This is a genomic window from Chelativorans intermedius, from assembly GCF_025398255.1.
Classification (GTDB): Bacteria; Pseudomonadota; Alphaproteobacteria; order Rhizobiales; family Rhizobiaceae; genus Chelativorans; species Chelativorans intermedius.
Map to the genome: position 1 here is coordinate 54,838 of NZ_JAODNW010000010.1, position 16,289 is coordinate 71,126.

Consider the following 16,289-nt stretch of genomic DNA (forward strand, 5'->3'; position numbering starts at 1 on the left):
CAATCAAGCCGGAAACCGCTGCCCGCGCGCCATCTTCGCCACGTCCGGCTTTGGCCTTCTGGCCTTTGGTGAGCAACGCGGGAAACGGGACGCGTTGATCGCGCCTCTCTGCTTGTCTGCGGCAGGTCCCGCCGCCCTCTTCGGTTTCTCCGCACCCGGCCTGCCGCGGGCCCACACATGCCTTCCAGAACCGACCGCGAAGAGGGTGGCTGCCGTCGCTCTTCCGAGCACCCGGTTTCCGCGAAAGCGATGGGGGGAGGAGAAGGGCGGCGGTGCGGATGGGGATGAATAAAGTGGCGGGAAGCGAATGGCGAACAGGGAATAGCGAGCAGAGGCAACGGGTAGCCGGGGGGGCTGGGGCGCTGATTTTATCCCCGCGCGGGGCGGCGGCGCGGATATGGAAGATTGGCCGTTCCGGCCCGGAAGGAAACGGAGGCCGAAGTCAGGCTTCGGCCTCCGCTCCTGTCCGTCTCGTCCCCCGAAGGCGGCATCAGTAGCCGCGCGGGCAGGGGGCGGTATAGCGGCGACCGTACTCGTCTCGATAGATGCACTGGTTGCTGCCCTCGGCGGCACGCCCGATGAGCGCGCCGGCGACGGTGCCGACCGCACCACCGATGATGGCGCCTTCCACCTTGTTGCCCGAGGCAAGTGCACCGATGGCCGCGCCGCTCGCGCCGCCGATCGCCGCGCCCTGCTGGGTGGGCGTGCAGGCGGCAGCCGCAACCACGAACGGCAGCAAGAGAATGAGTTTCTTCATGGGACCTCCAAGCTGGCATTGGCCCGGGCAACCCGCGAAAGGCGGGCCTGCGCCGAAGGCCGGACACAGGCCGATGCTCCCCCGTCGCCGCGCCCGCGTCAAGGGTTGTGCGTTCAAGCGGCGAAAATCCTTTGGACTTTGGCTTGTTCTGCCTCAATTTTGCCGCCGGGGGGTTCATTTCCCGCCAGATTTGTTGAATTTTCGTCGTATTCGGCACACCGAGGTCGCAATGAGACCATTTTGAGCGCCTGTTTTCTTACAGGCTCCTTTCTGTGGGAGAAGCTCCGGCGCCGCGCCTCGGGTTCTCATCATTCCACGCGCCGGACAGAAAAGGAGTTGAAGTATGGCTGATACATCCGTGGAGGAACACGGCCTCGAACCAGGACAGGACAATGTCCGCATTCTCGGGCTCGATGTTCACAATCCCGTTTTCTTCGTTTCCGCCGTCCTCATCGTCGCATTCGTCATTCTGGCGCTGATCTTCCGCGAGACGGCCGGCAACATGCTCGGCGGGCTGCGCGTCTGGCTGACCTCGACCTTCGACTGGGTCTTCATGATCTCTGCCAATCTGTTCGTCGTTTTCTGCCTCGCCGTGGTCGTTTCGCCGCTCGGCAAGGTGCGCCTGGGCGGCAAGGACGCCGTGCCGGAATACTCCTATGCCGGCTGGTTCGCGATGCTGTTTGCCGCCGGCATGGGCATCGGGCTGATGTTCTTCGGCGTTCTGGAGCCGATGTACCACTTCAACAATCCGCCGCTCGGCGTGGCCTCGCCGCTGGTCGACGGCGAGGTCGTGACCGAGGCCGTGCCGGCCGCGCGCGAGGTGGCCATGGCGGCCACCATCTTCCACTGGGGTCTGCATCCCTGGGCGATCTATGCCGTGCTTGCCCTGTCGCTGGCGCTGGCCGCCTACAACAAGGGCCTGCCGCTTTCCATCCGCTCCGCCTTCTATCCCATCTTCGGCGAGCGCGTGCGCGGCTGGATCGGCCATGTGATCGACACCATGGCCGTTTTCGCCACCCTGTTCGGCCTGGCCACTTCCCTGGGGCTCGGCGCCTCGCAGGCGATGGCCGGCCTGAACGAGCTGTACGGCATTCCCAACACCGAGACCTCCACGGTGGTCCTCATCCTGATCATCACCGCGATGGCGCTGGCCTCGGTGGTGGCCGGGCTCGACGCGGGCGTGAAGCGGCTGTCGGAGATCAACATGGTGCTGGCGCTGGCCCTGCTGCTCTTCATCATCATCTTCGGGCCGACGCTTGCCATCATCACTGGCTTCTTCGCCAACAGCTGGGCCTACGTGAAGGAGCTGCCGGCGCTTTCCAACTGGATCGGCCGCGAGGACACCGGCTTCATGCACGGTTGGACCACCTTCTACTGGGCGTGGTGGATCTCCTGGTCGCCCTTCGTCGGCATGTTCATCGCGCGCGTCTCCATGGGGCGCACGGTGCGCGAGTTCATCACCTGCGTGCTCATCATTCCGACGCTGGTCTCCATCCTGTGGATGACCACCTTCGGCGGCACCGCGCTCGACCAGTTCCTCATCGAGGGCTACACGGGCGTGCAGGAGACGGTGGTCGACTATGTGCCGGAGCTTTCGCTGTTCGCCATGCTGGCCGACCTGCCGCTGGCAAGCATCTCCTCGCTCATCGGCATCATCCTGGTGATCGTCTTCTTCGTCACCTCCTCCGATTCGGGCTCGCTGGTGATCGACACGATCACCGCCGGCGGCAAGATCGACGCGCCGGTGGCCCAGCGTGTCTTCTGGGCCACCTTCGAGGGGCTGGTGGCCATCGTGCTGCTTCTGGGCGGTGGTCTGGCCGCTCTGCAGGCCGGCGCCATCGCCACGGGCTTCCCCTTCGCCATCCTGCTGGTGGTGATGCTCTACGCCACCTGGCGGGCGCTGGCCAACGAGGAACGCTGAGAAAGGGCCGGCTGCATCGGCCGATCCGCAAGGGCCCGCCGGTCGCCGCCGGCGGGCTCTTTGTATTCGCGCCACTCTCCGGGATGTTACGGATTGTTATGTTGCGATGCGGGGAGGGCGCCCGTAATGTGCCGCGCGCGCCGGTGCTGAAAAGCACGGCGCAACAGCCCACCCATGCCTGCGGATTCACCTCCGGGATTGCACCATGTTCATCTCATTCTTCCCCAGACCGCGCCTGTTCTTCGCAAGCTTCGTCCTATGGAGCCTCTTTTGCATCGCCTTCTGGTATGGGGTGGCGCGGGGCCTCGGCCCGAGCTTGAGCCTCGGCGGCCTCGTGGGCTTCGGCTATCCCGAAGCGCTGGGCCCGGAGGTGGAGGAGGCGGCGCGCGCCGCCCTCGCCGAGGCGCAGTCGCGGGCCGCCGGCTTCTGGTTCTATCAGTATTTCCTGTTCGTGATCGCCCTTTTCGTCGGCGGCTGGATGTGGCTGTCGCCGCATCCCTGGGCGCGCTGGTCGGTGGCGGGCTCGGCGCTGATCTTCTTTGTCAACTGGTTCCTGGTCCAGCTCGACGTGATGATCAACGAGTGGTTCGGCACCTTCTACGACATGATACAGACCGCGCTCGGCGCGCCGGACTCGGTGGAGGCGGGCGACTATTACTGGCAGATCGTCGCCTTCCTGCGCATTGCGCTCGTCTACGTGTTCTTCGGCACGCTGTTCCGCTTCTTCGTCAGCCACTTCATCTTCCGCTGGCGCACGGCGATGAACGCCTACTACATGGCGCAGTGGCAGAAGCTGCGCCATATCGAAGGCGCTGCCCAGCGCGTGCAGGAAGACACGATGCGCTTTGCCTCGATCACCGAAAGCCTGGGGATAAGCCTGCTCGATTCGGTGATGACGCTGATTGCCTTCCTGCCGCTCCTGTGGGGGCTGTCGGCGCATGTGAAGGAGCTGCCGATCATCGGCGAGGTGAGCCAGGGGCTCGTCTTCGTGGCCATCCTGTGGTCGGTGCTGGGCACGGCTCTGGTGGCCGTCGCGGGCGTCCGGCTGCCGGGGCTCGAATTCCGCAACCAGCGCGTGGAGGCGGCCTACCGCAAGGAGCTGGTCTATGGCGAGGACTACGCCGACCGCGCCCAGCCGCCCACGGTGCGCGCCCTGTTCGACGATGTGCGCCGCAACTATTTCCGCCTCTACCTCAACTACATGTATTTCAATCTGGTGCGCATCTTCTATCTGCAGATCGGCAATCTGGTGCCCTATATCGCGCTGGGCCCGTCGGTGATCGGCGGCGCCATCACGCTCGGCGTGATGCAGCAGATCATCCGCGCCTTCACGCGCGTGGAAAACTCCTTCCAGTATCTGGTCAATTCCTGGACGACGATCGTCGAACTGATGTCGATCTACAAGCGCCTGAAGGCCTTCGAGGCGTCGATCAAGGGCGAGCCGTTGCCCGACATCGACCGCCACTATCTGGAGCGCCGGCAGGGCGACGTGGCGCCGGAGCCGGGTTCCTAGTGGTGCGATCCCAACAGATGGTAACCCATCTGTTGGGAAAAATCGCCCGACCAGATCAATAGCTTGTGGGCCGACTTGTCGAAACGGACGGGTACCATCTGTTTCGGTCAGACCACTGGGCTTCAGCCGTCGGCACCGGGCCGGCGTTCCGCCTCGTCGAGATATTGGCGGTAGCTCGTGCAGCGCACCTGCGGCCTGGTGCACACCGCCTCGGCGAAGCGCTCCAGCGCCCGCCAATAGGCGCCGCCGTTCATCAGGGTGAAGTGAAAGCCGATCTGCAGCGGCGTGCGCGCGCCGGCATATTCCGTCTCGAAGGCGGCAAGGAACGCCTCATAGGCGCGCTGCTCGAACGCTTCCGCCTCCGCCGGGCGCTCCTCTGCCTGCGAATGGCGCACATAGAGATTGTAGTCCATGGCGATGAGCGGGCGCCCGGCCGGGCCTTCCGGCACGAGCGGCAGGGAAAAGCGCACGAGCCCGCCCTTCGCCCGTGGCGGCACGGGCCCGCGCGAGACGGTGCTGGCGTCGTAGCGCAGGCCCGCCGCCGCCAGCGCCCGGAAAAGGCCGGGGCCGGTGGAAAGATAGGGGGCGCGAAAGCCGACGATCTCCTCCTCGGCGAAGCGCCGCCAGCCTGCCGGCTCCCCCGTAAGGCCGTTGATCGCCCAGGCATCGCGCAGGATGGTGTCGAACTGGGCGAATTCATGCGCCCACTGCGCGCCGCTCCATGCGCCGCCGTCGAAATGGCCGCAGCCGTGGCTCGCGATCTCGTGGCCCTCGGCACGCGCCTGCCAGATCTGGGAAAGGCGCCGGCGCACGTCGTCCCCGGAGGCGGCGTTGCCGACATTGCTCCTGCCTGCCGCCATGCCGGGGCCGCGATAGCGCTTCCGCGTTTCCGGCGAGAGAAGATACACGCAGGAGAGAAAATAGGTGAAGCGCGCGCCGGTGCGGTCCGCCAGCCGCCGGCTGCGCTCCCACTGCTCGATGGAGGAAGCCCCATCGAAGGAGATGATCACATATTGCGGCGCCTCGCCGGCTCGTGCCGGCAGGCAGGACAGAAGCGCAAGGGCGCAAACGCAAAGACGCGATAGAAAGGACATGCAGAGGCCGTGAAAATGAATCGCAAGGAAGGTCCCCGCCTCACCGGCTAGGGGCGAAATGTGGCAGGGTGTGGACTGCGGTCGCGGCCTCGCAATCCCGTCGCTGGTCGCAGCACTCTTTCAGCCGCGCCCGCCGCCTGCACAGGCCACGCAGCGCTCGGCCATCGGGTCGATCTCCAGCCGGCGGTCGGGAATGGGCTCGCCGCAATCGAGGCAATAGCCGTATTCGCCTTCGGCCAGCCGGCGCTCTGCCATGTCGATGCGGGCGAGGTCGCGCTTGCGGGCGCGCTCGGCCGCCTCCGCCATCGCCTGCTGCTGGATGGCGTCCATGCGCGACAGCCGGCCCACCGATTGCTGGTCGAGCTCGACGGGCTTTCGCGCCTCCTGTGACAGGCGCGAAAGCTCTTCCAGTTCAGCACGTTTGGCGGCCAGCCGTTGCCGCGTCCCTTCGCTGTCGATCGTCATGGCGCCAGTCTAGCGCGGTGGCCACGGTGGCCGCTACCCCTTCCATGCGCGCAAATTTCCGTTAAAAGGCGGGCAGAAAGACAAATCTCCGGGCGAGCCCGGCCGAGAACAGGTTTTCCATGTCCGACGACAGTTTCATCCGCGAGGTCAACGAGGAGCTTCGCCAGGACCAGCTCCGGGCGCTTTGGCGCCGCTACGGCACGATGGCGATTGCCGCGGCGGCGTTCGTTATCTTGGCGACCGCCGCCTATGTCGGCTACCAGTACTGGACGACCGCCCGCGCCAACCAGGCGGGCGATGCCTTTGCCCGCGCGCTCGACCTGATGGAGGAGGGCGACGCGCAGGGCGCGCTCGCCGCCTTCGAGGCGCTGGAGGTCGACGGCTACGGCGCCTATCCGGTGCTGGCGCGCCTGGGCGCGGCGGCGACCCTCGCCGACAGCGAGCCGCAGAAGGCCATTGCCCGCTACGACGCTGTCGCCCAGGACAGCGCGGTGCCAGGCGCCATCCGCGACATCGCGCGCCTGCGGGCTGCCTTTCTGCTGCTCGATCATGGCTCCTACGACGATGTGGCAGCGCGCGTCGAGCCGCTGACGGCGGAAGGCAACGCGATGCGCCACAGCGCGCGCGAGCTGCTGGCGCTGGCCGCCTTGAAGGCGGGCGAGCGGGAGAACGCGCTGAGCCTGTTCGAGCAGATTCTCGACGACCCGCAGGCGCCGGCGGGCATCCGCCAGCGGGCGGAGATGATGTCGGAGCTGATCGTCGGCTCCGGAAGCGCGTCCTGATAGCCCATGGCATTCAAGGTCGCCATCATCGGCCGGCCGAATGTCGGCAAGTCAACGCTTTTCAACCGGCTTGTGGGCCGGCGCATTGCCCTGGTCGACGATACGCCGGGCGTCACGCGCGACCGGCGCCTGCATGCCGCGCGCCTGCAGGATCTGCGCTTCGACGTGATCGATACGGCGGGGCTGGAGGATGCCGCCGCCCCCACGCTGGAGGGGCGGATGCGTGCGCAGACCGAGACGGCCATCGACGAGGCCGATGTCGTTGTCTTCATGATCGACGCGCGCGCGGGTGTTGCCCCCGACGACCGCACCTTCGCGGAGGTGGTGCGGCGCCGGGGCAAGCCGGTGGTGCTGGTGGCGAACAAGACCGATGTGCGCGCGGCCGAGGCCGGCGTCCTGGAGGCGTGGAGCCTGGGGCTCGGAGAGCCGGTGGCCATCTCGGCCGAGCATGGGCACGGCATGGCGGAGCTGCGCGACGCCATCGCCGCCGCGGCGCCGCAGGCCGGGGAAGAGGACGAGGAGCCGCGCGAGGGGGCCACGGGCGAGGGAGAGGACATCGACCCCGATGCCGAGCCCCCGGCCTACGACACCACAAGGCCGGTGCGCATCGCCGTTGTCGGGCGGCCCAATGCCGGCAAGTCCACGCTCATCAACACGCTGATCGGCGAGGAGCGCCTTCTGACCGGGCCGGAGGCGGGCATCACGCGCGATTCCATCGCGGTGGAATGGAGCTGGCGCGGGCGGGCGGTGCGCCTGTTCGATACGGCCGGCATGCGCCGCAAGGCGCGCGTGCAGGAAAAGCTGGAAAAGCTCTCGGTAGGCGAGACACTGCGGGCCGTGCGTTTCGCGGAGGTTGTGATCGTCGTTCTCGACGCCACCATGCCCTTCGACAAGCAGGACCTGCAGATTGCCGATCTGGTGATCCGCGAGGGGCGCGCACCCGTCATCGTCTTCAACAAGTGGGACCTGATCGAGGATCGGGAGCGCATGCTGGCCGAGCTGCGCGAGAAGACTGAGCGGCTGCTGCCGCAGGTGCGCGGGCTGAAGGCGGTGCCCATTTCGGCCGAAACCGGGCGCGGGCTCGACCGCATGATGGAAGCCGCGCTGGCCACCCACGAGGTGTGGAACCGGCGTGTGCCCACCGGCCCGCTCAACCGCTGGCTGGCCGCCGCCACCGCCCAGCACCCGCCGCCTGCCGTTGCCGGGCGCCGGCTGAAGGTGAAGTACATGACGCAGGTCAAGACGCGCCCGCCGGGCTTCGTCCTGTCCTGCTCCCGGCCCGAGGCCATGCCGCAGTCCTATGTGCGCTACCTTGTCAACGGCCTGCGCGAGAGCTTCGACATCTTCGGCGTGCCGATCCGCGTGACGCTGCGCACCTCGGAAAACCCCTATGCGGGCCGCGCGAAAAAGCGCTGAGCGGCAGTCTCAACCGCGCTCCAGGCGCAGGTCAACCGGCGGTCCGCTGCGGATTGTCTGGTAGACGACGCAATAGCGTTCGGTGAGTTCGAGCAGCTTTTCGAGCTTTTCCTGCGGGGCGTCGGTGTCGACCTGGAAGGTCAGGCGGATCTGCGAGAAGCCGACCGGCGCGTCCTTCGCCACGCCCAGCGTGCCGCGGAAGTCGAGATCGCCCTCCGCGGATATGGTGGCGGCGCGAAGCGGGATGTCCATCGCCGTCGCCACCGCCTTCATCGTCACGCCGGCGCAGGCCACCAACGCCTCCAGCAGCATGTCGCCGGAGCACAGTTCCATGCCCGAGCCGCCGGTGGCCGGGTGCAGGCCGGCAACGGCAAGCGCGCGTCCGGTCTCCACCTTGCAGGCGATGTTCCGGTCATCGAGCGAGCCGCTCGCCCTGAGCGTGATGCGGGCGGCCCGGGGGTCGGAATTGTAGCGCTCCTTGAGCGGCGCCTGCATGGCGCGCAACGCGGCAGCGTCCATCGCCTGTCCCTCCCTTCAACGTGCGGCAGCCCCGCGGGCGGGCGGGTGTCGGGCACCATCATAACCGAAAGCGCCCTTCGGCGCAGCGCATTCGCCGACGATCTCTTCCTGCCTGTTAACCGGTGGTCAAGGTTAACCAATTAGTCTTGCGAACGGTTCGCGTTGCGTATCGGAAGCAGTGAGGGGTCGGGTGTTTCGTTTGGCTGTTCGGCGTTCGCGCCCGTTGCCGGGCCGGGAGAAATCTTTTCTTGCCCCTGCGGTGATTGGCCTCGGGTTCTGGATCGGGTTTCCGACTGTGGCCGCCTATCAGGACATGGCGAGCCTCGTTTCCGGGCAGGAGACGGGCGCGCGCTGGACGGCGGTGATCGAGCGCTCGGTGGCCGGCTCCCTGCACCAGGCGGAGATGCCCTTCAGCGATGCCGGCGCGCGGCTCGACGCCTTCTCGGGCGCCGGGCGCACCGCACCCGGCATCGGCACCGTCGCCTTCCGCACGAAGGGCGCGGCGGCGGCCACCCCGGACGAGGCGCGCGTCAACCGCGCCGGGAAGTCGGGACGGCTGGTGAAGGTTCTGCCCATGGCACCGCCGAAGCCTTTCGGCGCCGGCGCGGTGGCAGGGCAGGGCAGGGCGGCGCTTCTGCTCTCGCCGCCGGTGGCGGACGAGCCGCGCATGGCCTTCGCCAGGCCGGAGATCAAGGGCAAGGAGGTGCAGATTGCCACCGCCTTCTATCTCAAGGAGGACAAGCCCGCCGCCCCCGACCTGCCGCCTGCCATCGCCAGCCTGGTCAACAATGACGAGGCCGACATCCTGGCAACCGCCTATGCCCCGAAGGCGCCGGACTATGCCAAGCAATCCCCCTTCGCCAGCATCCTGCGCGACGAGAACGAGGGCCGCTTCATCCCGCCGGTGCCGCCCACCGACCACCCCTGGGCGCGCCAGCCGCTGCCCGCTTCCGCCTTTTCCGAGCGCGAGCAGCGCTGCCTTGCCGCCGGCATCTATTTCGAGGCGCGCGGCGAGCCGGTGAAGGGGCAGGCCGCCGTCGCCCAGGTCATCCTCAATCGCGTGCGCAATCCCGCCTATCCCAGCTCCATCTGCGGCGTGGTCTACCAGAACGAGAAATGGCGCAACCGCTGCCAGTTCTCCTTCGCCTGCGACGGCATCCGCGACCGCGTGAAGAGCCCGGCCCATTTCGAGACCGCCCGGCAGGTGGCCATGGCCGTGACGGCCGGCAAGATCTGGCTGGAGGAGGTGGGCAGCGCCACCCATTACCACGCCACCTATGTGCACCCGCGCTGGGCCTCGACCATGGAGCGCGTGAAGCGCATCGGGCGGCACGTCTTCTACCGCACCTATGGCGGCGGCTGGCGATAGGCGCTTGGGACGCGGGATTTCCCGCAAAAGGGCCGCGATTCTGCCGCCGCGCGCGGCCCTTTGTGAACGGCGCATTGTCGCACTTGCGTAATATGCTGTTTTGAAAGGAAAAATCCGTCCATCATCAAGGTCCACACGCGGCTTGACTGGCGCGGGGTCGCTCTCTATGTTGCGCGCGACTTTGAGGCGACGGGAGCTGTCCGTCAGCCGGTATGGAGGTTGCGGTGGCCGATCGGGAAAAGCCGGACGACCTGGAGGGGCGTCGGCGCGATCTCGAAGCGGCGCTGGCGGCCAGGCGGCCGGGAAAGGCGGGCAGCGACGGGCGCGCGGAGAGGGGCGGCAAAGGCGATTTCGCAAATGCGCTGAGACTCTCCAGCGAGTTCATTGCCGGCGTTTTGGTCGGGGCGGCCCTGGGCTGGTTCATCGACCGCCTGGCCGGCACCTCGCCTTGGGGATTGATCGTTTTCCTGCTCCTGGGATTTGGGGCGGGAATTCTGAACGTCCTGCGTTCTGCAGGGCTGGTTGCCGAGTTTGGATCGAAGGCGCCGAAGAAGGGCGACGACGATCTTTAGGATGAGATGGGGCGGCTTGGCCGCGGCGTGATAGCGAGGGGGTCCCAGTGGCCACTGATCCGATCCACCAGTTTCAGATCACGAAATTGATCCCGATCGAGGTCGGCGGCTTGGATTTCTCTTTCACCAATGCCTCCGCCTTCATGGTCGCCACCGTGGCGAGCGCTGGGGCCTTCCTGTTCCTGACCACCTCGCGGCGTGGTCTCGTGCCCGGGCGGTTGCAGTCTATCTCCGAGATGGCCTACGAGTTCATCGCCTCCATGCTGCGCGACGCGGCGGGCAGCCAGGGGATGCGCTTCTTCCCACTGGTCTTTTCGCTCTTCATGTTCGTGCTGGTGGGCAACCTGCTCGGCATGTTCCCCTATTTCTTCACCATCACCAGCCACATCATCGTCACCTTCGCGCTGGCCATGCTGGTCATCGGCACGGTGATCGTCTACGGCTTCTGGAAGCACGGTCTGGGCTTCCTCAAGCTGTTCATGCCCGAGGGGGTGCCGGCGGTTCTGGTGCCGCTCGTGGTGGCCATCGAGGTGGTGTCCTTCCTGTCGCGGCCCATCAGCCTGTCGGTGCGTCTGTTCGCCAACATGCTGGCCGGGCACATCACGCTGAAGGTCTTTGCCGGTTTCGTCACCTCGCTCGGCGCGCTTGGCGTGGCGGGGGCCGCTGGCGCGGTCCTGCCGCTTGCCATGACGGTGGCGCTCACCGGCCTTGAGTTTCTGGTGGCGTTCCTGCAGGCCTATGTCTTTGCGGTGCTGACCTGCATGTATCTCAACGACGCCCTGCACCCCGGCCACTAGGAAACCTCATCGGCGGACCCCTCCGCCAAAACCCCAGTCAGTTTGGAAAGCTACGACGCACAAGGAGTTGCAAGATGGAAGTAGAAGCAGCGAAGGCAATCGGCGCGGGCATCGCCTGCCTCGGCATGGGCGGCGCCGGCATCGGCCTCGGCCACATTTTCGGTAACTATCTGGCGGGTGCGCTGCGCAACCCCTCGGCCGCCGACGGCCAGTTCGGCCGCCTCATCTTCGGCTTTGCCGTGACCGAGGCGCTGGGCATCTTCTCGCTGCTCGTCGCCCTGCTCCTGCTCTTCACCTGAAGGCGCGACATGGCGGGCATTGCCGGCCACGGTATGCGTGGCCGGCGCATGTGAACAGGAAAAGCGCATGTTTGTGACACCGGGGTTTGCGCAGGATTTGCCGCCGGCGCTGGATACGGCCCACACCGTGGAGGACCCTTCCCACGGCGGCGGTGCCTTCCCGCCGTTCGAGACGGACACCTACCCCTCGCAGATTCTGTGGCTGGCCATCACCTTCGGCCTGTTCTACCTGTTCCTCAAGCGCGTGGTGCTGCCGCGCATCGCCGGCATCCTGGAGGTGCGGCGCGACCGCATCGCCCAGGACCTCGACGAGGCTGCGCGCATGAAGGAGGAGGCCGACGCGGCGCTGGCGGCCTATGAGCAGGAGCTGGCCGAGGCGCGCCGCAAGGCGGGGGCCATCGCCCAGGAGGCGCGCGACAGCGCCAAGGCCGAGGCCGAGGCCGAGCGGCGCCGGGTGGAAGAGGCGCTGGAGGCCAGGCTGGAGGAGGCGGAAACGCGCATCGCCGAGATCAAGGCAGCCGCCCTTTCCGAGGTCGACACCATCGCCGAGGAGACGGCGCAGGCCATCGTCGCCGAGCTTGTGGGCGGATCGGTGGACAAGAGGACGCTTGCCGCCGCCGTGAAGGCCGCACGCCATTAGGAGAAGGCCATGGACGCGACATTCTGGGCGCTTGTCGCTCTCATCATCTTCCTCGCCATCCTGGCCTATCTGAAGGTGCCGGCGATGGTGAACGAGGCGCTCGACAAGCGGGCCGAGCGCATCAAGAACGAGCTCGACGAGGCGCGCCGGCTGCGCGAGGAGGCCCAGCAGGTGCTGGCCGAATATCAGCGCAAGCGCAAGGAAGCCGAGCAGGAGGCCAAGGATCTGGTGGCCGCGGCCAAGCGCGAGGCAAAGATCATCGTCTCCGAGGCCAAGGCCAAGACCGAGGATTATGTCACCCGCCGCACCGCGCTCGCCGAGCAGAAGATCGCCCAGGCCGAACAGGACGCGGTCAACGAGGTGCGCGCCCGCGCCGTCGATGTGGCGGTGGCGGCGGCCGGCGAGATTCTGGCCAGCAAGGTGGACGGCCAGGTGAGCAAGGCGCTCTTCGACGATTCGCTGAAGGCGGTGAAGGCGAAGCTGAACTGAGGCTTCGCGTCATCGCCGAAGCATGATGCCGCCGTTCAGGCGGCATTTTTTTGGAGGAGCCCCGGCCTGCCTCAGGGCGCCTCATAGGGCACGTCCACCATCCGGCACAGCTCCTGAAGGCTTTCCTCGAAGACCGGCTCCAGATCGGTGAAGGCAAAGCTGATCTGGTTGAGCACCTCCATGCACAGGAGGCCGTAGAGCCGCATCCAGCAGGAGAGGAACACATAGGCCGCCTCCGGGGGCAGCTGGCCGTCGATCTTCTGCGAATAGGCGCGCAGTTGCTCGGCAAGCGAGGGGTCCATGTCCTCAAGGCTGGGAACGGGAAAGCGCTGGGTCTGCCAGATGTCCACCATCTGCTCGAGGAAGACAAGGCCGAACGCCTGGCCGGTCTCGCAATCGGGGGATGCGCCGCGCGGCTCTCCCATCGCGGGTGCGGGGCTGGCGAACAGCCAGCCGAACTCGGCCGGATGCGCCACCGCCCATCCGCGCAGGGCGCGGCTGATGGCCAGCAGGCGGCGCCCGGGGGTGCCGCCGCATTGCTCGCCTGCCGCGCGCATCCTGTCGATCAGCTCGCGATAGAAATCTGCCCTGAGTGCCGCCGCTAGCTCGGCCTGGCTGGCATAGTAGCGGTAAAGCGCCGGGCCGCTCAGCCCCATCTCGCGGGCGATGGCGTTGATGCTCACCGCGGCACTGCCCCTTTCCACCAGAAGCCGGCGCGCCACCCGGCGGATTTCCTCAAGCGTTGCCGCGCGCTGCCGCGCCCGGCGCGTCATCTTCCCGGCGGTAGCGGCTTTCTCGCTCGGCGGCATCTTTGCATTGACACGGAAGCTTCATCAATAATAGTTAGAGTATCTAACTTGCGTGAATGATGCAAGCGAAACGGCGCCGCAAATGCCGGGCGGCTGGGGCCGTGGAGGGCACGGGAGAACGGGCATGGCGGTTCTGCTACTGGGGCTTGTCATCTTTCTGGGCACGCATTCGCTGCGCATGGCGGCGCCGCGCATGCGCGAGGGCGTTCTGGCGCAGCATGGCCGGGCTGCCTGGATGGTTCCCTACACCCTATCCTCGATCCTCGGTCTGGCGCTGATCGTCTGGGGCTACGGGCTTGCCAGGCAGGCGCCGCTCGTCCTCTACACGCCGCCCGTGGGCCTGCGCCATGCGGCGCTGCTCGTCATGTTGCCGGTCTTCCCCCTGCTCATCGCCGCCTATGTGCCGAGCCGCATCAGGGCCACGCTCGGCCACCCGATGCTGATCGCCACCGTGCTCTGGGGTCTGGCGCACCTGCTGGCCAATGGCGGGCTTGCCGATCTTTTCCTTTTCGGGGGCTTTGCGCTCTGGGCAGCGGCCGACTGGGCGAGCGCGGCGCGCCGGCCAGCCGACACCGCACCCGCCGCGGCGCCGTCGGTGCGAAACGATGCCATCGCCGTCATCGGCGGGCTCGTCCTTTACGCAGCCTTTCTGGGCGGCCTGCACCGGGTGATAACCGGCGTCCCGCTGCTGTGACCGTATCTGAAGCGTCCGTCCCGCCATCGGGGCAGGCAGGAACCCGGCAGGCCGATCAATCGGCGCGCCTTGCCCGCACAACGCCGGCTCCGCCTATCGGGCCGATGCGCCGGCGGGCCTGAGGGGCGCAAAGCTCATCCGGTGCAGACGGGGCAGGGCGCCATGCGCGGCGATCGCCGCGCGGTGCTGTTTCGTGGCATAGCCGACATGGCTGTCGAAGCCGTATTGCGGCGCCTGGGCGCCGGCGCGCGCCATCATGCGGTCGCGCACAACCTTGGCGACGATGGAGGCGGCGGCAATGCTCGCCGAGCGCCGGTCCCCTTTGACGATGGCGCGGCAGGGGCAGGCAAGCCCTGGCGGCACGTCCCGCCCGTCGGCCAGCGCAAAGGCCGGCGGCAGGGCAAGGCCATCCAGCGCGCGGCGCATGGCCTCCAGGCTGGCCTTGCGGATGTCCGTGCCGTCAATGGAGGCTGCCGAAAGGGAGGCGACGCTGACGGAAAGGGCGGTCTCGGCGACGATGCGGAAAAGCCCCTCGCGCGCCGCCGCCGAAAGCCGCTTGGAATCGTCGAGTCCCTGGGGCACCCGCTCGGGATCGAGCACCACGGCAGCGGCAACCACCGGGCCGGCAAGCGGCCCGCGGCCCACCTCGTCGAGCCCGGCAACGGGCGCCAGGCCGTCGCGCATCAGCCCGGCCTCCAGCGAGAAGTCGGGAAGCACGGGCAGATCGAAAAGAAGCGGAGAATCGGAACGCGAAGGAGCCATCGGCGGCATGCTCGCATCGCTTCCGATTCTCCGCAAGCCATTCCCGACGCCGGGGGCGGGGTCGCCGGGAAGGCACCGTCGGCCGGGGTTGAGGGCGCGACGGAAAGCAGAAGGCCGGCAAGGCGGAAAGCGCCGGCCTCCGGCTCAAATCAAAGGAGCATGAGCTGTTCCGCCTGCTCGCCCTTCGGCACGAACAGGTCGGTGCGCAGCCGCCGCCGCTCGGCGTTCAGGCCGAGACGCTTGGCCGCGATCTCGAAGCGCCGCCCGATCTGCCAGGCATAGGGGCCGGTGCCGCGCATGCGCTTGCCCCATTCGGCGTCATAATCCTTGCCGCCGCGCATGGAGCGGATGAGCGACATGACATGGCGGTAACGGTCGGGATAATGGCGCAGCAGCCAGTCCTTGAAGATGGGGCTCACCTCCAGCGGCAGGCGAAGGATGATATAGCCCGCCTCGCGCGCGCCTGCCGTGTACGCCGATTCCAGGATGCGCTCGATCTCGCTGTCGTTGAGGCCGGGAATGACCGGGCCGATCATCACGGAAACCGGGATGCCGGCATCGCTGAGCCTGCGCAACGTCTCCAGCCGCAGGGGCGGCGTGGCCGCCCTCGGCTCCATGGTGCGGGCAAGCCTGCGGTCCAGCGTGGTGATCGACAGCGCCACCTTGGCAAGCCCCTTCTGCGCCATGCGCGCCAGAATGTCGGCATCGCGCGCCACCAGCGCCGATTTGGTCACGATGCCCACCGGGTGGTTGTACGCCTCCAGAACCTCCAGGATTTCGCGCATGATGCGCCACTTCCGCTCGATGGGCTGATAGGGGTCGGTGTTGGTGCCGATGGCGATGGTGCGCGGCTCGTAGCCGGGCTTCGACAGCTCCCGCTCCAGAAGCCGCGCCGCATCCGGCTTGGCGAACAGCCGCGATTCGAAGTCGAGCCCCGGCGACATGCCCATATAGGCATGGGTGGGCCGCGCGAAGCAGTAGACGCAGCCATGCTCGCAGCCGCGATAGGGATTGATGGAGCGGTCGAAGGAGATGTCCGGCGAGGTGTTGCGTGTGATGATGGTGCGTGGCTTTTCCACCTGCACCTCGGTCCTGAAGGGCGGCAGGTCCTCAAGGGTCTCCCAGCCGTCGTCGAAGACATGCCGCGTCAACGGCTCGAAGCGGCCGGACGGGTTGATGCCTGCGGCGCGGCCGCGCCGCCGGTCCTCGCCGATGCGCAGGCCCGCCTCCTCGATCATCGTATTGGCCAGGGCCGCTTCGGCGCCGTTCGAGACGGCACGATCTGCACGTGCGATCTGGTCCATGGTCTTCGCGCCTCCGCGATCCGTGTTGCTGAATCTATTCCTATCCCGGAGACAAGAACAAATCAAGAACTTTCTGCGCAAAAGCCA

The 16,289-nt window shown here is 67.2% G+C and carries 18 protein-coding genes; 11 read left to right on the top strand and 7 right to left on the bottom strand.

Features of this window, described 5'->3' with window-relative positions:
• Positions 1–490 precede the first annotated feature (490 nt).
• A complete protein-coding gene (locus NYR58_RS09300; RefSeq protein WP_261520273.1) occupies positions 491–757 on the bottom strand; it encodes a YMGG-like glycine zipper-containing protein in 267 nt (88 codons plus the stop codon).
• Positions 758–1,100: 343 nt separating this feature from the next.
• Here NYR58_RS09300 and NYR58_RS09305 point away from each other — a divergent pair, with 343 nt between their 5' ends.
• Together NYR58_RS09305 and sbmA are read left to right on the top strand one after the other, a co-directional pair.
• Positions 1,101–2,678, top strand: a complete 1,578-nt coding sequence (locus NYR58_RS09305; protein WP_261520274.1) for a BCCT family transporter — start codon at positions 1,101–1,103, stop codon at positions 2,676–2,678.
• A 205-nt stretch (positions 2,679–2,883) separates the two neighbouring features.
• Positions 2,884–4,191 carry a peptide antibiotic transporter SbmA gene (sbmA, locus tag NYR58_RS09310; protein WP_261520275.1) on the top strand — a complete coding sequence of 436 codons (1,308 nt, stop codon included), beginning with the start codon at positions 2,884–2,886 and terminating at the stop codon, positions 4,189–4,191.
• Between the two features lie 122 nt (positions 4,192–4,313).
• Here the strand turns inward: sbmA and NYR58_RS09315 are convergent, their stop codons facing one another.
• A complete protein-coding gene (locus NYR58_RS09315; protein ID WP_261520276.1) occupies positions 4,314–5,285 on the bottom strand; it encodes a polysaccharide deacetylase in 972 nt (323 codons plus the stop codon).
• Between the two features lie 120 nt (positions 5,286–5,405).
• Positions 5,406–5,750, bottom strand: a complete 345-nt coding sequence (locus tag NYR58_RS09320) for a TraR/DksA family transcriptional regulator (RefSeq protein ID WP_261520278.1) — start codon at positions 5,748–5,750, stop codon at positions 5,406–5,408.
• A 119-nt stretch (positions 5,751–5,869) separates the two neighbouring features.
• Here NYR58_RS09320 and NYR58_RS09325 point away from each other — a divergent pair, with 119 nt between their 5' ends.
• Together NYR58_RS09325 and der are read left to right on the top strand one after the other, a co-directional pair.
• Positions 5,870–6,532: a tetratricopeptide repeat protein gene (locus NYR58_RS09325; RefSeq protein ID WP_261520279.1), complete on the top strand. Its 663-nt coding sequence runs from the start codon at positions 5,870–5,872 to the stop codon at positions 6,530–6,532.
• Positions 6,533–6,538: 6 nt separating this feature from the next.
• Positions 6,539–7,948, top strand: coding sequence for a ribosome biogenesis GTPase Der (gene der / locus NYR58_RS09330; RefSeq protein WP_261520281.1), 1,410 nt, complete (start codon positions 6,539–6,541; stop codon positions 7,946–7,948).
• Between the two features lie 9 nt (positions 7,949–7,957).
• Here der and NYR58_RS09335 read toward each other — a convergent pair whose 3' ends face one another.
• Positions 7,958–8,467 (bottom strand): OsmC family protein, encoded by a 510-nt coding sequence (locus NYR58_RS09335; RefSeq protein WP_261520282.1) that lies wholly within the window; start codon positions 8,465–8,467, stop codon positions 7,958–7,960.
• A gap of 295 nt (positions 8,468–8,762) precedes the next feature.
• Here NYR58_RS09335 and NYR58_RS09340 point away from each other — a divergent pair, with 295 nt between their 5' ends.
• From NYR58_RS09340 to NYR58_RS09365, 6 genes are all read left to right on the top strand, one after another.
• On the top strand, positions 8,763–9,836 hold the full coding sequence (locus NYR58_RS09340) for a cell wall hydrolase (RefSeq protein WP_261520283.1): 1,074 nt from the start codon (positions 8,763–8,765) through the stop codon (positions 9,834–9,836).
• Between the two features lie 212 nt (positions 9,837–10,048).
• Positions 10,049–10,408 (top strand): AtpZ/AtpI family protein, encoded by a 360-nt coding sequence (locus NYR58_RS09345; RefSeq protein ID WP_261520284.1) that lies wholly within the window; start codon positions 10,049–10,051, stop codon positions 10,406–10,408.
• 47 nt (positions 10,409–10,455) lie between these two features.
• Complete coding sequence (locus tag NYR58_RS09350; protein ID WP_261520286.1) at positions 10,456–11,205, top strand: F0F1 ATP synthase subunit A; 750 nt, start codon at positions 10,456–10,458, stop codon at positions 11,203–11,205.
• Positions 11,206–11,279: 74 nt separating this feature from the next.
• A complete protein-coding gene (locus tag NYR58_RS09355) occupies positions 11,280–11,504 on the top strand; it encodes a F0F1 ATP synthase subunit C (protein ID WP_008595464.1) in 225 nt (74 codons plus the stop codon).
• Positions 11,505–11,571: 67 nt separating this feature from the next.
• Positions 11,572–12,144: a F0F1 ATP synthase subunit B gene (locus NYR58_RS09360; RefSeq protein ID WP_261520288.1), complete on the top strand. Its 573-nt coding sequence runs from the start codon at positions 11,572–11,574 to the stop codon at positions 12,142–12,144.
• Positions 12,145–12,153: 9 nt separating this feature from the next.
• Positions 12,154–12,633 carry a F0F1 ATP synthase subunit B gene (locus NYR58_RS09365; protein ID WP_261520291.1) on the top strand — a complete coding sequence of 160 codons (480 nt, stop codon included), beginning with the start codon at positions 12,154–12,156 and terminating at the stop codon, positions 12,631–12,633.
• A 71-nt stretch (positions 12,634–12,704) separates the two neighbouring features.
• On the opposite strand, the gene NYR58_RS09370 is transcribed toward NYR58_RS09365, so the two are convergent.
• Positions 12,705–13,406 (bottom strand): TetR/AcrR family transcriptional regulator, encoded by a 702-nt coding sequence (locus NYR58_RS09370; RefSeq protein ID WP_261520294.1) that lies wholly within the window; start codon positions 13,404–13,406, stop codon positions 12,705–12,707.
• Positions 13,407–13,566: 160 nt separating this feature from the next.
• On the opposite strand from NYR58_RS09370, the gene NYR58_RS09375 reads away from it, so the two are divergent.
• The gene (locus tag NYR58_RS09375) at positions 13,567–14,136 is read left to right on the top strand and encodes an NnrU family protein (protein ID WP_261520296.1); all 570 of its coding nucleotides are present in this window, start codon (positions 13,567–13,569) and stop codon (positions 14,134–14,136) included.
• 93 nt (positions 14,137–14,229) lie between these two features.
• Here the strand turns inward: NYR58_RS09375 and NYR58_RS09380 are convergent, their stop codons facing one another.
• On the bottom strand, positions 14,230–14,898 hold the full coding sequence (locus NYR58_RS09380) for a ribonuclease HII (RefSeq protein ID WP_261520298.1): 669 nt from the start codon (positions 14,896–14,898) through the stop codon (positions 14,230–14,232).
• 149 nt (positions 14,899–15,047) lie between these two features.
• The gene (locus tag NYR58_RS09385) at positions 15,048–16,202 is read right to left on the bottom strand and encodes a PA0069 family radical SAM protein (protein ID WP_261520299.1); all 1,155 of its coding nucleotides are present in this window, start codon (positions 16,200–16,202) and stop codon (positions 15,048–15,050) included.
• Positions 16,203–16,289: the final 87 nt, after the last annotated feature.

Coding starts and splice junctions, on each gene's coding strand:
- NYR58_RS09300 (WP_261520273.1), bottom strand. CDS start 757: ATGAAGAAACTCATTCTCTTGCTGCCGTTCGTGGTTGCGGCTGCCGCC.
- NYR58_RS09305 (WP_261520274.1), top strand. CDS start 1,101: ATGGCTGATACATCCGTGGAGGAACACGGCCTCGAACCAGGACAGGAC.
- sbmA (WP_261520275.1), top strand. CDS start 2,884: ATGTTCATCTCATTCTTCCCCAGACCGCGCCTGTTCTTCGCAAGCTTC.
- NYR58_RS09315 (WP_261520276.1), bottom strand. CDS start 5,285: ATGTCCTTTCTATCGCGTCTTTGCGTTTGCGCCCTTGCGCTTCTGTCC.
- NYR58_RS09320 (WP_261520278.1), bottom strand. CDS start 5,750: ATGACGATCGACAGCGAAGGGACGCGGCAACGGCTGGCCGCCAAACGT.
- NYR58_RS09325 (WP_261520279.1), top strand. CDS start 5,870: ATGTCCGACGACAGTTTCATCCGCGAGGTCAACGAGGAGCTTCGCCAG.
- der (WP_261520281.1), top strand. CDS start 6,539: ATGGCATTCAAGGTCGCCATCATCGGCCGGCCGAATGTCGGCAAGTCA.
- NYR58_RS09335 (WP_261520282.1), bottom strand. CDS start 8,467: ATGGACGCTGCCGCGTTGCGCGCCATGCAGGCGCCGCTCAAGGAGCGC.
- NYR58_RS09345 (WP_261520284.1), top strand. CDS start 10,049: ATGGAGGTTGCGGTGGCCGATCGGGAAAAGCCGGACGACCTGGAGGGG.
- NYR58_RS09355 (WP_008595464.1), top strand. CDS start 11,280: ATGGAAGTAGAAGCAGCGAAGGCAATCGGCGCGGGCATCGCCTGCCTC.
- NYR58_RS09360 (WP_261520288.1), top strand. CDS start 11,572: ATGTTTGTGACACCGGGGTTTGCGCAGGATTTGCCGCCGGCGCTGGAT.
- NYR58_RS09365 (WP_261520291.1), top strand. CDS start 12,154: ATGGACGCGACATTCTGGGCGCTTGTCGCTCTCATCATCTTCCTCGCC.
- NYR58_RS09370 (WP_261520294.1), bottom strand. CDS start 13,406: ATGACGCGCCGGGCGCGGCAGCGCGCGGCAACGCTTGAGGAAATCCGC.
- NYR58_RS09375 (WP_261520296.1), top strand. CDS start 13,567: ATGGCGGTTCTGCTACTGGGGCTTGTCATCTTTCTGGGCACGCATTCG.
- NYR58_RS09380 (WP_261520298.1), bottom strand. CDS start 14,898: ATGGCTCCTTCGCGTTCCGATTCTCCGCTTCTTTTCGATCTGCCCGTG.
- NYR58_RS09385 (WP_261520299.1), bottom strand. CDS start 16,202: ATGGACCAGATCGCACGTGCAGATCGTGCCGTCTCGAACGGCGCCGAA.